Annotated in this window: 11 protein-coding genes, 1 other RNA gene and 1 pseudogene; 12 read left to right on the top strand and 1 reads right to left on the bottom strand. The window is 26.2% G+C overall.

Features of this window, described 5'->3' with window-relative positions; genetic code table 11:
- Position 1 precedes the first annotated feature (1 nt).
- Both ligA and asnA read left to right on the top strand, forming a co-directional pair.
- Positions 2–2,005 (top strand): NAD-dependent DNA ligase LigA, encoded by a 2,004-nt coding sequence (gene ligA / locus AYC59_RS07275; RefSeq protein WP_066896952.1) that lies wholly within the window; start codon positions 2–4, stop codon positions 2,003–2,005.
- A gap of 2 nt (positions 2,006–2,007) precedes the next feature.
- On the top strand, positions 2,008–3,021 hold the full coding sequence (gene asnA, locus AYC59_RS07270; protein ID WP_066896950.1) for an aspartate--ammonia ligase: 1,014 nt from the start codon (positions 2,008–2,010) through the stop codon (positions 3,019–3,021).
- Between the two features lie 116 nt (positions 3,022–3,137).
- On the opposite strand, the gene AYC59_RS07265 is transcribed toward asnA, so the two are convergent.
- Positions 3,138–4,424, bottom strand: coding sequence for an MFS transporter (locus AYC59_RS07265; protein ID WP_066896948.1), 1,287 nt, complete (start codon positions 4,422–4,424; stop codon positions 3,138–3,140).
- A gap of 127 nt (positions 4,425–4,551) precedes the next feature.
- On the opposite strand from AYC59_RS07265, the gene AYC59_RS07260 reads away from it, so the two are divergent.
- From AYC59_RS07260 to AYC59_RS07215, 10 genes and pseudogenes are all read left to right on the top strand, one after another.
- Entirely contained in the window at positions 4,552–5,814 is a 1,263-nt protein-coding gene (locus tag AYC59_RS07260; protein WP_066896946.1) for a hypothetical protein, read from the top strand.
- A gap of 11 nt (positions 5,815–5,825) precedes the next feature.
- Entirely contained in the window at positions 5,826–6,767 is a 942-nt protein-coding gene (locus AYC59_RS07255; protein ID WP_156445526.1) for a hypothetical protein, read from the top strand.
- On the top strand, positions 6,751–7,518 hold the full coding sequence (locus AYC59_RS07250) for a Nif3-like dinuclear metal center hexameric protein (RefSeq protein ID WP_066896938.1): 768 nt from the start codon (positions 6,751–6,753) through the stop codon (positions 7,516–7,518). The genes AYC59_RS07255 and AYC59_RS07250 overlap by 17 nt, the downstream gene beginning before the upstream one ends.
- A 46-nt stretch (positions 7,519–7,564) precedes the next feature.
- Positions 7,565–7,895, top strand: an RNA gene (gene rnpB, locus AYC59_RS07245) — RNase P RNA component class A.
- 17 nt (positions 7,896–7,912) lie between these two features.
- A complete protein-coding gene (hemW, locus tag AYC59_RS07240; protein ID WP_066896936.1) occupies positions 7,913–8,995 on the top strand; it encodes a radical SAM family heme chaperone HemW in 1,083 nt (360 codons plus the stop codon).
- A gap of 12 nt (positions 8,996–9,007) precedes the next feature.
- Positions 9,008–9,865 carry a DMT family transporter gene (locus tag AYC59_RS07235; RefSeq protein ID WP_066896934.1) on the top strand — a complete coding sequence of 286 codons (858 nt, stop codon included), beginning with the start codon at positions 9,008–9,010 and terminating at the stop codon, positions 9,863–9,865.
- A gap of 185 nt (positions 9,866–10,050) precedes the next feature.
- Positions 10,051–10,722, top strand: a complete 672-nt coding sequence (locus AYC59_RS07230) for an ATP-binding cassette domain-containing protein (RefSeq protein WP_066896931.1) — start codon at positions 10,051–10,053, stop codon at positions 10,720–10,722.
- On the top strand, positions 10,722–11,375 hold the full coding sequence (locus tag AYC59_RS07225) for a methionine ABC transporter permease (RefSeq protein WP_066896929.1): 654 nt from the start codon (positions 10,722–10,724) through the stop codon (positions 11,373–11,375). Before AYC59_RS07230 ends, AYC59_RS07225 begins: the two co-directional genes overlap by 1 nt.
- Positions 11,375–12,151, top strand: a complete 777-nt coding sequence (locus AYC59_RS07220) for a MetQ/NlpA family ABC transporter substrate-binding protein (RefSeq protein ID WP_066896927.1) — start codon at positions 11,375–11,377, stop codon at positions 12,149–12,151. Before AYC59_RS07225 ends, AYC59_RS07220 begins: the two co-directional genes overlap by 1 nt.
- A gap of 317 nt (positions 12,152–12,468) precedes the next feature.
- Positions 12,469–14,355, top strand: a pseudogene (locus tag AYC59_RS07215) (hypothetical protein); the annotation flags it as partial.

The raw sequence follows: 14,355 nt of genomic DNA, 5'->3' as shown, positions 1-14,355 counted from the left end.
TATGAAAGATATAGCTTTAATCTATGAAAAATTGAAAAAAGATATAGAAAAATATAATCATCATTATTATAACCTTGATGAAAGTTTAATTACAGATTTTGAATATGATATGCTTTTAAAAGAACTTGAAGCATTAGAAAATAGATATCCTGAATTAAAATCAGAAAATACCCCAACAAATACTGTAGGAGGAGTATCTTCAGATAAGTTTTCTAAAGTCAGACATAAAGTTCCTATGTTAAGTCTTTCAAATACATATAATATAGATGATCTAAGAGCTTTTGATTTAAGATGTAAAAAGATAATAGAAACTGATATAGAATATGTATTAGAATTAAAACTTGATGGTTTAAGTATTAGTTTGATATATGAAAAGGGAAGACTTGTAAGAGCTGTTACTCGTGGAGATGGAAGTGTTGGTGAAGATGTTACAGAAAATGTTTTACAAATTTTATCTATACCAAAAACTTTAAATGAAAGTATTGATTTAGAAGTAAGAGGAGAAATAGTATTACCTTTAAAAGAATTTGAAAGAATTAATATAGAGCGTGAAGAAAATGGTGAAGTAGTATTTGCTAATCCTAGAAATGCAGCAGCAGGGACTTTAAGACAATTAGATAAAAATATAGTAAAAGAAAGAAATTTAGATTGCTATTTATACTATCTTGTTAATGCAGAAAACTATGGAATAAAAACTCATTTAGAATCTATAACATATATAGAAAAATTAGGTTTTAAAACTACGAGAGTTTTTAATGTTTGTAAAAATATTGAAGAACTTGAAAAAGAAATAGATTATTGGGATAGTAAAAGAAAAAAACTTGATTATGAAACAGATGGACTTGTAATTAAAGTAAACGATTTTAAATATTATGAAAAATTAGGTTATACAGCTAAGTCACCAAGATGGGCTATAGCATATAAATTTAAGGCAGAACAAAAAGAAACAAAATTATTAGACATAACTTATCAAGTAGGTAGAACTGGAGTTATTACACCAGTTGCAGAATTAAAAGCAGTAAATGTTTCTGGTAGTATAGTTAGAAGAGCCTCACTTCATAATTTTGATGAAATAGATAGACTAGGACTTAAAATAGGAGATACAGTTATAGTAGAAAAGGCAGCAGAAATTATACCACAGATAGTTAAAGTAGAATTAGAAAAGAGAAATGGTATGGAAAAGGATATATTAATTCCTTTAAATTGTCCTAGTTGTGATTCAACTTTAACTAGAGAAGATACGCTTGTTGCACTTAAATGTAAAAATTCTCATTGTATAGAAAAAGTTAAAAGAAGAATAGAATATTTTGTTTCAAGAGATGCTTTAAATATACAAGGTATGGGTAATAAAATAATAGAAAAATTTGTTGATTTGGATATATTAAAAGATTTTACTGATATATATAGTTTGAAAAACTATAGATCAGAGTTAATTTCTCTTGAAAAAATGGGAGAAAAAAGTGTAGAAAAACTTTTAGATAATATAGAAAAAAGTAAGGATACTAGTTTTGATAAAGTCTTTTATGCATTAGGTATAGAATTTGTTGGTAAAACAACTTCGAGAATTATAGTTAATGAATTAGGAAATATAGAAAATATAATTAATTCGGATGTAGAAAGATTAAAACTTTGTGAAGGTGTAGGAGAAAAAGTTGCATTTTCAATATTCAATTTCTTTAAAGGTGAAGAAAATATTAAAATTATAGAAAAAATGAAAAAAATAGGCTTTACTCTTTCTAAAGAAAAAGAAGTAATTACTAACAATAGCTTTATAACTAATAAAAGTTTCCTTGCGACAGGAAAACTTGAACAATATTCAAGAGATGAAATAAAAGAAATTATTTTAAAAAATGGTGGAAAGTATCTTTCTAGTATAAGTAAAAATCTAGATTATTTAATTGTAGGTGAAAAAGCAGGTTCAAAATTACAAAAAGCTAAAGATTTAGGTATAGATATTTTAAATGAAAATGAATTTTTAGAAAAATTAAAGAAAGGAAGTGAATAAGTATGAATTTAATTATTCCAGAAAATTATGCTACAAGTTTGGATATAATGCAAACAGAGATAGCAATAAAAGAAATTAAAGATTTTTTTGAAAGAGGTTTAGCAGATGCTCTTAATTTGACAAGAATTTCAGCACCACTTTTTGTTGTTAAATCAACAGGTTTAAATGACGATTTAAATGGAATTGAAAGACCAGTTCAATTTGATATGAAGGAGGCACCAGGAGATAATATAGAGATTATTCATTCCCTTGCAAAATGGAAAAGAATGGCTCTTAAACGTTATGGTGTAAAAGAAGGTTATGGTATTTATACAGATATGAATGCTATAAGACGTGATGAAGATTTAGATAATACTCATTCTATTTATGTAGATCAATGGGATTGGGAAAGAGTAATAACAAAAGAAGATAGAGCAAGAGGTTTAGAATTCTTAAAAGAAATAGTTACTAAAATTTATAAAGTATTTTTAGCAACAGAAGCATTTTTAAATATGAAGTATCATGAATTAAAAATAGTTTTACCTAACGATATATACTTCTTAACTTCTCAAGAATTAGAAGATATGTATCCAAATCTTACACCAAAAGAAAGAGAAAATGAAATTACTAAAAAACATAAAGCAGTATTTTTAATGAAAATAGGTAAAGTTTTAAATGGTGGAGAAAAACATGATGGACGTGCTCCAGATTATGATGATTGGGAATTAAATGGAGATATTCTAGTATGGAATGATGTGTTGAAATCAGCTTTCGAATTATCATCTATGGGTATAAGAGTAGATAAAGATTCTTTAAGAAAGCAATTAGAAATAGCAGGAAATAAAGAAAGAGAAAATTATGATTTCCACAAAATGTTATTAAATGATGAATTACCTCTTACAATAGGAGGAGGAATAGGACAATCAAGAATGTGTATGTTCTTACTTCAAAAAGCTCATATTGGTGAGGTTCAAGCATCTATTTGGACAAAAGAAATAGAAACAAAATGTAAAGAAAATGGAATAAACTTATTATAATTATAAAAGTTGTTATAATGGGATAATTTAAATTTAATTATTCTTAATAAGTTTATAAAATTAAACGAAAAGTATAAAAAAGACTGAATCTCTTTTAAGGAGAAACAGTCTTTTTTCTAATTATTTTTGTTTTTTATAGATATGTTTATATTACATAAAATAAGTCCTATTATAGAAACCATAAATGCAACTAAGAACATATTTTTAGAATTATCTATATTTAGAATACCTAAATTTAAGTTACCAAGCCATTTATGAATATAGTCACCCCAAAATATTCCGGCTGAGAAAAATGCTTGAAATATTCCCATACTTATATTTCTATAACTGCTATCAAAATATTCAAGTGCAATAGATATAAGGGAAGTGTATATTAGTCCATATCCAAGACCATTAAATGCATAGGCTAAAAATACTATGATAGGATTATTAGTGTTAATAGCTATTATGAAAAATAACATAGAAAATAATATTCCTAGTTGAAGAGTTCTTTCAACCCTTATTTTCTTTATAAAATAAGTACCTACAAGAACACTTGCAATTAATTGAAATATAGCAAAGATTGCATCACTATAAGCTAATAAAAGTGAACTCATTTCAATATTTTTACCATATGCTAACATATTGGTACCACTAGTAGAAAACTTAACATAAGATTGAACTAGTGCTATAAAACATATGAATATAAATGCTTTATTTTTAACAACTACACCTATTTTTTTTATAGTTAGTTCTTTTTTTTCTATTTCTATTTCTTTTAAGAAAAATGTTAATATAAGTGTTATTATTGCAATAACAGTAGAAGATATCCATAAGAACCAAAAGTTTTTATATTCTCCATAAGTTCCTAAAAATTGTATAGGAGCAGCTATAAATTCTCCAAGTAAAGGAGCTGATGCAAGTATAGAAACTGAAACAGTTGTATTATCTTTTGCAAATGTTTCAGAAAATATAACATTAAATATAGCTATCATAGAAGCGCACACACCCATAGATAGTGATGAAATATATAATGTATTATAACTTGGCTTAAAGACAACTAATATAGAAGCTATAGCCATTAGTATCATACCAAATTGTATAAATATCTTTTTTTTATTTAAAATATCACTAAATATAAATAAAGGTAACCTAAGGAAAAAACTTATAAGCCCGTAAGCAGATGCAATCTGAGCTGCAAGAGCAACATCAAGTCCCAGTCCTCCCATTTCCACGTTTGTTATAACATAAGGTTTTCTATATGATCTTATTATACTTACACTACTCCAAAACAATACTAATATAGTAAATATCATTAATTGTTTTTTATTTAGTTTATATCTCTTACTAAGATAAAAAACTAAAAATAGGGTAATAATTATCATTAATATAGAAAATAAAACGGTATTATTACTTTTAAACATAAATTTCCTTTCTTAATATAAATCAAATAATCTTAATTATACAGAGTTTAAAAAAAATATTCAATAAGTATAGAAAAAAATTTTCAAAAATGATAAACTTAGTGTATAAAATTATCAGGGAGGAATGATGAAAAAGCTTTTTTGGTTTTGTATAATTTTAGGAAGTTTAACTTTTTCTAAAGAGGTTAATGGTTACACAAGGTATATAGAAAATAAGGATATAGATATTTTAAAGGAAGTAAAAAATCCTAAAGAATATTTAGAAGAAAAATATAAAGGGATTTATGATGTAGAAGATAAAGGAGATGAGTTAATAATATATCCTAAAATACAGTTTATTAAAATAAATTCTAAAATTAGGGATAAACAGGCTATATTAAATTCATTACCTAGTATATATATAGGAAAAACTGTTAAGTATTTTGAAGATATATTAAGTGAAAAAAACTTGTTTATGTTAAAAGATGAAAAAAATGTTTATCTATATATTAGGGCTTCTATAGATGATGAAGGTAGATATGGAATATTAGTAGATGAATATATGGAAAAAGATATAGATACATCGTTTATGGTTGATATAGTTAATACAAGTACAGAAGTATTGAGTAATTTAGAGTTTAATAATTTTAGAGATAATGATGTTATGAAATTAAATTCTAGTATATCTTTAGAAGATAAATTTAATGCAAAAATTAATTTTGGGTATAGTATATCAGATTATAAAAACTTTAATAAATATTTTGTAGAAAGTGGTATTGATACAGATAAAAATGTGTATTTAAGAGGTAAATATGATAAGTATTTAATAGGTGAAAATAAAGAGAGCTATAAACAAGATTTAAAATTAGGAACAGAACTTGAGTATAGATATAAAAAAGAACATACTTTAAATTTTAAAACTAACTATGAATACAATTTTAGAAAAGAAGGCTTCATTTTCTATAACAAAGGATTTTTAAATTATAGACAAAATTTATTCAATTCAGGAAGCAATATAATTTTAGGGAATAATGTGGTTTTAAAATGGGATACTCAATATCAAAATAGTACTGTTGACACTAATTTAGAATTTGCTTTTAAAAATAGTAATAGTGATATAAAAACAAGAAATTTAAGAGCTTTAGATAAATACTTAAAAGGTGATATGATACTAGATTATAAACTTGAATGGAATACATTAGATATAGTTGGTACTAAAGTATATCTATTTAATGATTTTGGATATACTCGTATATATGAAAATAATGATAGAAAGTATTCTACTGGATTTGGAATAGGTGCAAGAAATAGATATGTTAAAAATCTTGAAATAGATACTTATGCTGGGGCTGGATTTAATAGTTCAAGAATAGGATTTATAGGTGGAATAGGAGTTAAAATACAAAAATAAGAAAGAGAGAAATGATGAATAAAATTGCAAGTATTATAAAAGACATAGAATTAAGTGGAAAGGTTAATTATGATGAGATATTTAAAGATCTATCATTAAATGACTTAGATTTTTTAAGTTTAATAGTTTACTGCTATAAAAATAATATTAATATAGTTGAAGAAAAATTTGATATTAATTATGAAGAAATGCATGATTCATATTATAGTGATGCAGAAATAGTTGATTATTTTGATAATTATTTAGAAAGTGAAGAAGATTACGGAGATGATGTTTTAAATTCATATTCAAAAATTGTTTTAGAAGAAGCAATTAAAAATACAAAAATAAATTTTTCTATGCTAGATATTAAACAAGAAGGGTTATTTGCTATGGTAAAATTTAGAAATGAATTTTATGAAAAATTATCTCAAAATTATGATGAAGAAGCGCTTAAATATATATTAAGATATTATGTTAAAAAAGCTATGGTTTCTTATCAGAAAAAGGAATTATCAGATATAGAAGAAAAAGAATATGTATATTTACTTTATGTTAAAATACAAAGCGAACTAAATGAAGGTGAAAAATTAGGAGATATTTTAAATAGAATAGGAATTACAGAAGATTACTATAATGAATTAAAAGAAATGTTTGGTGATGTTAAGTTTGAATTAAGTTATGATGATATAATTTTTGAAATGGAAAGAGTTAAAAAGAAATTTGATATAGCTATGAATACAAATAAAATAAACTATGTTGAAGAAAATGCACTTTCTATTTATTTAGGACTTGAAGGTCATAAACATACTACACAAGAAATATCAGAAGAAAATGATTTAAGAACTAAAAATGTTGATAAACTTATAAAAAATGCCATATTTAAATTATCTTTAGTATTTAATATTCAAATATTAGATGAACTTGAAAGATTATATAGTGAAATGGAGGAGCTAGATGCTAAACTTAGCTAAACTATCAGAAAAATTTGAAGAAAGATTCCCTTTAGAACTTGCCGAAAATTGGGATAATGTTGGATTATTAGTTGGAGATAAAGATAAAAAAATAAATAAAGTTTTAGTTTGTCTTGATTTAACATACCAAGCTATAAAAAAAGCAAAAGAGGAAAATGTTGATTTAATAATTTCTCACCATCCTTTAATATTTTCACCTTCTAAGAAGATACTTAAAGATGATTTACTTGGAGGAAAAATTTTAGAGCTTATAGAAAATAAGATTGCAGTATATGCAGCACATACTAACCTTGATTCAGGTAAAGGTGGATTAAATGATTATGTTTTATCTAAAATGAACTTAAAAGGAGAAATTTATGATTATGATTTAATTCCATTAAGAAAAGTTATTTTAGATGAAGAATGGGAATTATCAGATTTAGCTAAATATATAAAAAATGAGTTAGGTCTTAAAAATATAAGAATAGTTAGATCAAAACAAAATAAAAAAATTAAAAAATTAGGTCTTACTACAGGAGGTGGAGATAGTTTTATACCTCAAGTTTTAAGTGATGTTGACTTATTTATTACTGGAGATTTAAGACATCATATAGCTCTTGATAGTAGTGAACAAGATCTACATTTAATAGATCTAGAACATTATGGAAGTGAAAAATTTGTTGTAGATTTATTAGAAAACATATTAAAAGATATAGATGCTGATTTAGAGGTTATAAAATATAATTCAAGTGATGTTTTTGAATATTTATAATCTATAAATATTGCTAATTTTCTAAATATAGTGTAATATTAATATATTGGTATCCCAGTCAATCGCAAGCTAGTCTTGAGGAAAGTCCAAACTTCATAGAGCAATGGAGGCAGTTAACGACTGCTAAGAGTAATCTTAAGGAAAGTGCAACAGAAAGTAAACCGCCTTTTTAAGGTAAGGGTGAAAGAGTGAGGTAAGAGCTCACTAGAATTATAGGCAACTATAGTTTTTGTAAACCCCTCCAGAAGCAAGAATGTGATAAAAGAATATGAGGCTGCTCGTCTCTCTTTTGGTTATTCGCTTGAGGGTATAAGTAATTATACTCCTAGAAAAATGATTGACAAATACAGAATTTGGCTTATAGGGATGCCAATTTTTATTATAAGGGGAATTTATGAGAAATATAGATGGTATATACATACATATACCTTTTTGTAATAGAAGGTGTTATTATTGTGATTTTCATGTATTTATAAATATGAATGATAAAATAGAAAAATATGTTGATTATCTTATTAAAGAAATTGAGCTATATCCTAAATATAAGTATAATACAATATATTTTGGTGGAGGTACTCCTTCTCTTTTAAATGAAAATCAGATAATTAGAATATTGAGTGTTTTAGATAAAACAGATGATGCTGAAATAACTTTAGAATTAAATCCAAGTGATATGAATTTAGAAAAGTTAAAGGCCATAAGAGGGGCAGGGATAAATAGATTGAGTATAGGATTTCAAAGTTTTGATGATGAAATGCTTAAATTTATGAATAGAGATCATAGCTCAGCTAAAGCAAAAGAAACATATAGAAATGCAAGAATTGCAGGTTTTGATAATATATCATTAGATTTAATCTTTGGAGTTCCTGGTCAAAGTATGAAAATGCTTGAAAATGATTTAACTGAATTTATTAATCTTAATCCAGAACATCTTTCTATTTATTCTTTAATTTGGGAAGAAGGAACTAATTTTACAAGGAGATTAGAAAAAGGAGAATTAAAAGCTTTAGATGAAGATTTAGAAGCCGATATGTTTATAAAAATAAGAGAAACTCTAAAAAATAATGGTTATACTCATTATGAAATTTCATCATTTTCTAGATTGGGTAAAAATAGTAAACATAATATAAAATACTGGCAAAATATTGAATATGTAGGAGTGGGTGTTAATGCTACAAGTTATTATGATGGTAAAAGATTTTCTAAGGTAAAGGCTTTAACTAGATATTATAAGTTTATAGATGAAGGAATTATACCAATAAATGATAAAACTATAGAAATAGTTGATGAAAAAGAAGTGGATAACTTAAAATATATTTTAGGTTTAAGAATGCTTGAAAAAGGTGTAGAATACACTGAAAATGAAAAAATAGAAAAACTTATAAAAAGAGGTTTGTTGGAAGTTAAGGAAGGAAGACTATATTTAACAGAAGAAGGTATAATGCTTTCTAATGAAGTTTTTGTTGAGTTTGTATAGTTAAGGAGAATTATGATAAAAAATAGATATTTATTAGGAGTGTTTTTTATACTTTTATCAGCAATAGGATTTTCTACATTGCAAATGATAGTTAAATTATTGCCTGATGTAAGTGTTGGTAATAAAATGTTTTTTAGAAATATAGTAATAACAATAATAACTTTTATAGTTATTAAAATGGAAGGTATTAGTTTGAAGGTTGATAAAAAAGATATTCCTTTACTTAGTTTAAGAGTAATATGTGGTACATTAGGTGTAATTATTAGTTTTTATACTTTAATGTATATACCACTTGCTGATTCTACTATAATGCAGAAACTTTCAAGTTTTATAATGCTAATACTGTCATATATATTTTTTAAAGAAAAATTCACGAGTATTCATTTTATAGGACTTTTTATAGCTTTTATAGGAGTTATATTTATAGTCAAACCTGGTAGTTCGAGTTTTTCATTTGGATATATACTTGCAATGTTGGGGGCTTGTTGTACGGCTTTAGCATATATTAGTATAAGGGGTCTTGGAATAAGAGGAAATATAAATCCTTTTGCTATAGTTTTTTACTTTTCTTTTGTTAGTTGTGTAATATTCATACCTGAATTAATAATAAACACACCTAGTTTAGATTTAAAAACATTGATGTTATTATTATCTATAGGAATATTTGGTTCTATAGGACAATATGGAATAACTTTTGCATATAAGTTTGCAAGTTCGCGTGAAGTAGGAGTTTTTGAGTATACGCAGGTTATATTTTCTTCTATATTAGGTATAGTATTTTTAAATGAAATACCTGATATATATAGTGTTATTGGTTATGTTATAATAACAGTTACGGGCATATATATGTTTAATTATAATAAAAAATGATAATCGGTGTTTTATGTTTATTTAAAGCATTTTAGAGATGTTTGCTAAAGTAAAAAATTTTATAATATGGAATTATAATTATCAAAAATAATAAAAATGATAATTTTAATTCCTTTTTTTAATTAATTTTATTAAAAAAATTTTTTGTTGATAAGAAATATGCTAAAATAAAAAAGGTGATAGGAATGAAATTGGAAAATATAAAGAAAAAGTTTGAAGATTTTGAAATAAATGTAAATTTTGAAGTTGAAGATGGTGAAATTTATGGATTGGTTGGTAGGTCTGGTAGTGGAAAATCAACTATTCTTAAAATTATACAAGGATTAGTCAAACAAGATAGTGGTCTGATTAAATTTGAAAGAAAAAGCTTATTATCATCTTATGTATTTCAAGACTTTAATCTTTTATACAATAAAACTGTTTTTCAAAATGTTGAATTACCTTTAATTTTAAAAGGAGTAAAAAATAAGAAAAAGGTTGAAGATGCTTTAACATTTGTTGGATTATTGGATAAAAAAGATAGCTATATTTCCTCTTTATCAGGAGGACAAAAGCAAAGAGTAGCTATAGCAAGAGCTATAGTAACGGAACCAGATTTACTACTTTGTGATGAAGTAACTGCTTCGCTTGATAAAATAGTCAAGGATGAAATAATAGCTTTATTTAAAAAAATAAATAAGGAATATAATACAACTATATTAATAGTAACACATGAATTAGATGTTGCTAAAAAATTATGTGATAGAGTATCTGTTATTGAAAATGGAAATATATTAGATACTTTTGATGTGAAAAAAGAAATAGAAAAAGAAAATGATCAAAGTTATTTAGAATATGTAAGGGAGGTATTAAAATAATGGATTTAGAATTAATACTTTCAATAAAGGATACTATGATAATGGTTCTTATACCAACCATATGTGCTCTTTTAATAGGGATTCCTTTAGGATCTATACTATATTTATCTAAAAAGGGATCTATAAAAGAAAATATGTGGATATATATACCAGTGAATGTATATATTAATGTTGTTAGAAGTTTTCCATTTTTAATATTTGTTGTTGTACTTATACCTCTTACAAGACTTGTATTTGGAACAGCTTTTGGACTTCTTCCAGCAAGTTTTCCTATATGCTTTGTAGCAGTTGCTCTTTATGCAAGATTTGTTGAACAGTCATTTCATGATGTTGATACTGGAGTAATAGATGCAGCACTTTCTATGAAAGCTACTACATTTCAAATTATATGGCATTTTTTACTTGTTGAGTCAAGAAGTAGTTTAGTATTAGGACTTACATCAGCTATAATTAGCTTTATATCTTATTCTACTGTTATGGGAATAGTAGGTGGTGGAGGAATAGGAGATTATGCTATGCGTTATGGTTATTATGAATATAACTATGAGCTGGTATATAAAGTAGTCCTTATAATGATATTTATTGTTTTTGTTATACAATTTTTAGGTACATATATATCTAATAAATTAAATAAGAAAAGGAGAGATTTTTAATGTTTAAAAAATTATTGTTATTCATCGCTATGATGTTTACTACATTTGCTTTAGCAAATGATAAAGTGATTAAAGTTGCAGCAGCTGGACACCCTATGAATGAAATTGTTAAGATCGCAGCTGGTGAATTAGAAAAGAAAGGCTATAAAGTTGAAATAACTTTATTAACAGACTATGTAACTGCAAATAAAGGGTTAGAGGCTGGAGATTTTGATGCTAACTTCCATCAACATGAGCCATTTATGGGTGTGTTTAATGAAAGAAATAATGGACATTTAGTTAAAGTTGTACCTGTTTATGATGTTTATGTAGGATTTTATTCAACTAAATACAAGAATAAAGCAAGTATACCTAATGGGGCTAAAGTTGCTATACCTAACGATCCAACTAATCAAGATAGAGCTTTAAGAATTTTAGCTAAAGAAGGATTAATAAGTTTAAAATCTAAAAATGGATTATATAATTTATCAGATGTTAATAATTCTAAAAAGAATTTACAATTTATGCCTGTTCCAATTCCAAGTTTAGTACAAGCATATAAGGAAGCAGATCTTGCATTTAACTGGCCATCACATATGTTAAAAATAGGTGTTCATGTAAAAGATGCTTTATTTACTGAAACAGGATCTAACAAAAGATATTCAATAATACTTGCATCAAGACAAGATAATAAAAATAGTCAAAAAATAAAAGACTTAGCAAAAGCTATGACATCAAGTAGTGTTAAGAAATTCTTAAAAGATAATTATAGTCAAGAAGGATACCCAGTATTCTAATTTAAGAATTGTAAAATAATGTTATATAAAAATATATACCAAAATAGAACATGTACCAACAAACTGGACAGAAAAAATTAAAATAGTTTGGAGGTACATTTTTTTATACTTTTTGTTATTTGGGTACAGTTTTTTTAAATTTATTTTGTATAATATTTAGAATTAAAAAGGTGATTTACCCTTTAAAAATGCGGTGGGGGGGGAATACTAATAAAAAACTAAGGAAAATATATGTTAAAAAAAAGTTGACTTTAAGAAATAAAAATGATATCTAATAAATTGAAAATATGAATAAACTTTAATTATTAGGAGACAAAATGAAAGAAATAACTAGAAAAATAATGTATATATTTTTATTGGCTGGACTTTCAACTATAAGTAAAACAGCATATACAATAACAGGTACTGGTAATAATAGAGGAGGGAACAATGCAACTGTTATTGGAAATGATAATGATATGAATGCAGCAACTAATACCTTAGTAATTGGTGAAAATAATATAATGTGGAACCCGGAAAAGATAATATATTTAGGAGATAATGTACAGGGTGTTGGTGGTAAATATGCTCTATATATAGGAAACAGGGCTGGACAAGCTGGTTGGGGACATAATAAGATAGTTGTTGGTGAAAGTGCTGGAGATAGTGCTACAGGTTCTTATCAATTTACTTTTGGAAGATTAGCTGGATGGAATACTAGTTCTGAATATATATTTAATTTTGGTGAAAGTAGTGGTAGAAGAATAGGTGGTAGTTATAACTTTTCTTTTGGTAAAGATGCAGGTAGTGATTCTGCTGGAATATATAATATGTCATTTGGAGAAGGTGCTGGGTATAATAATAAAGGGAATTATAACTTTAATTTAGGGTATAAAGCAGCACAAGGTATGACTGGTTCAAATAATTATTCGTTAGGTCCAAGTGCTGGTTGGAATGTAACTGGTAATGATAATTTTTTTATAGGTCAAGATTCAGGGCATAATACTTCTGGTAATAGAAATATTGCAATAGGACAAAATTCAGGTAAAAATGTTGGTGGAGCATATAATTTAGCATTTGGATTAAATGCTGGAGAAAATGTTAATGGTTTTGTTGTAAATGCTAGTGCTACAGGGGAGGCTAGATATGGACAATCACAAGGTGTTAATAATTTAGCATTTGGTAAAACAGCCGGAAGTAATGTTGTAGGTAATTTTAATTTGGCTTTTGCTGAAAAAGCAGGAAATTATGTGGGATATGATTATAGAGCTTCATTAAATGCTGCAGGTGAGATAGATACAACTAATTTAACACCAGTAGATAAAGCAGAACATAATATTTCTTTTGGATTTGCTTCAGGGAACTGGATAGCAGGACAAGATAATTTTGCAGCAGGAGTTAATGCAGGTTCTAAGATTATAGGAGAAGCAAATTTTGCATTAGGTAAAGAAGCGGGTAAATTAATTACGGGTAGTTTTAATACGGCACTAGGTTATGCTAGTGGTAATAATATTACTGGTAGTTCTAATTATACCTCTGGAGGAAATTCTGGAAATAATATCACAGGAAGTGATAATTTAGCTTTAGGGAATAATGCAGGGAACTATATAGTAGGGAGTGATAATATAGCCATAGGTAAGGAAGCGGGAACAGGAAGTAATGGGAATCTACTAACTGTAACAGAAACTATTGCTATAGGTAAAAAATCAAAAGCAAAAAATACAAATTCATTAGCTTTAGGGAATAATGCTATATCTGATGTAGATAAAAGTTTAGCTTTAGGTAGCGATTCTAAAACTTTAGAAAATGATGGTAATAATTCAAAAGGAACGAGTGTGTATACTCAAGAAACAATAAATGGAGTGACTTTTAATTTTGCAGGTGGAAGTACAGGTCCTGTAAGTTTAGTAAGTTTTGGAAATATAGGAAGTGAAAGAAGATTACAAAATGTTGCTCCAGGACTTATAAGTGCATCATCAACAGATGCAATAAATGGTTCACAACTTTATTCTGTTATAAATAAAATAACAGTTCCATCAATTACTTTTTATAATATAAAAGATACAACAGGTCCAGAAGATATATCCGTTAATAAATTAGGATTTGAATTTGGAGAAGGATTGAAAACAACAAAAGTAAAAAAAGGTGGGAAAGAAGTAGTAACAGTAACATTAGATAAAGAAACATTGAAAAATGATAAAGATTTTAAAGGACCAAAAGGAGAT

Origin of the sequence: Pseudostreptobacillus hongkongensis, from assembly GCF_001559795.1 — a bacterium.
Taxonomy (GTDB): domain Bacteria; phylum Fusobacteriota; class Fusobacteriia; order Fusobacteriales; family Leptotrichiaceae; genus Pseudostreptobacillus; species Pseudostreptobacillus hongkongensis.
The sequence above is the reverse complement of the archived record's forward strand: the minus strand, read 5'-3'. Positions and strand labels throughout refer to the sequence as shown.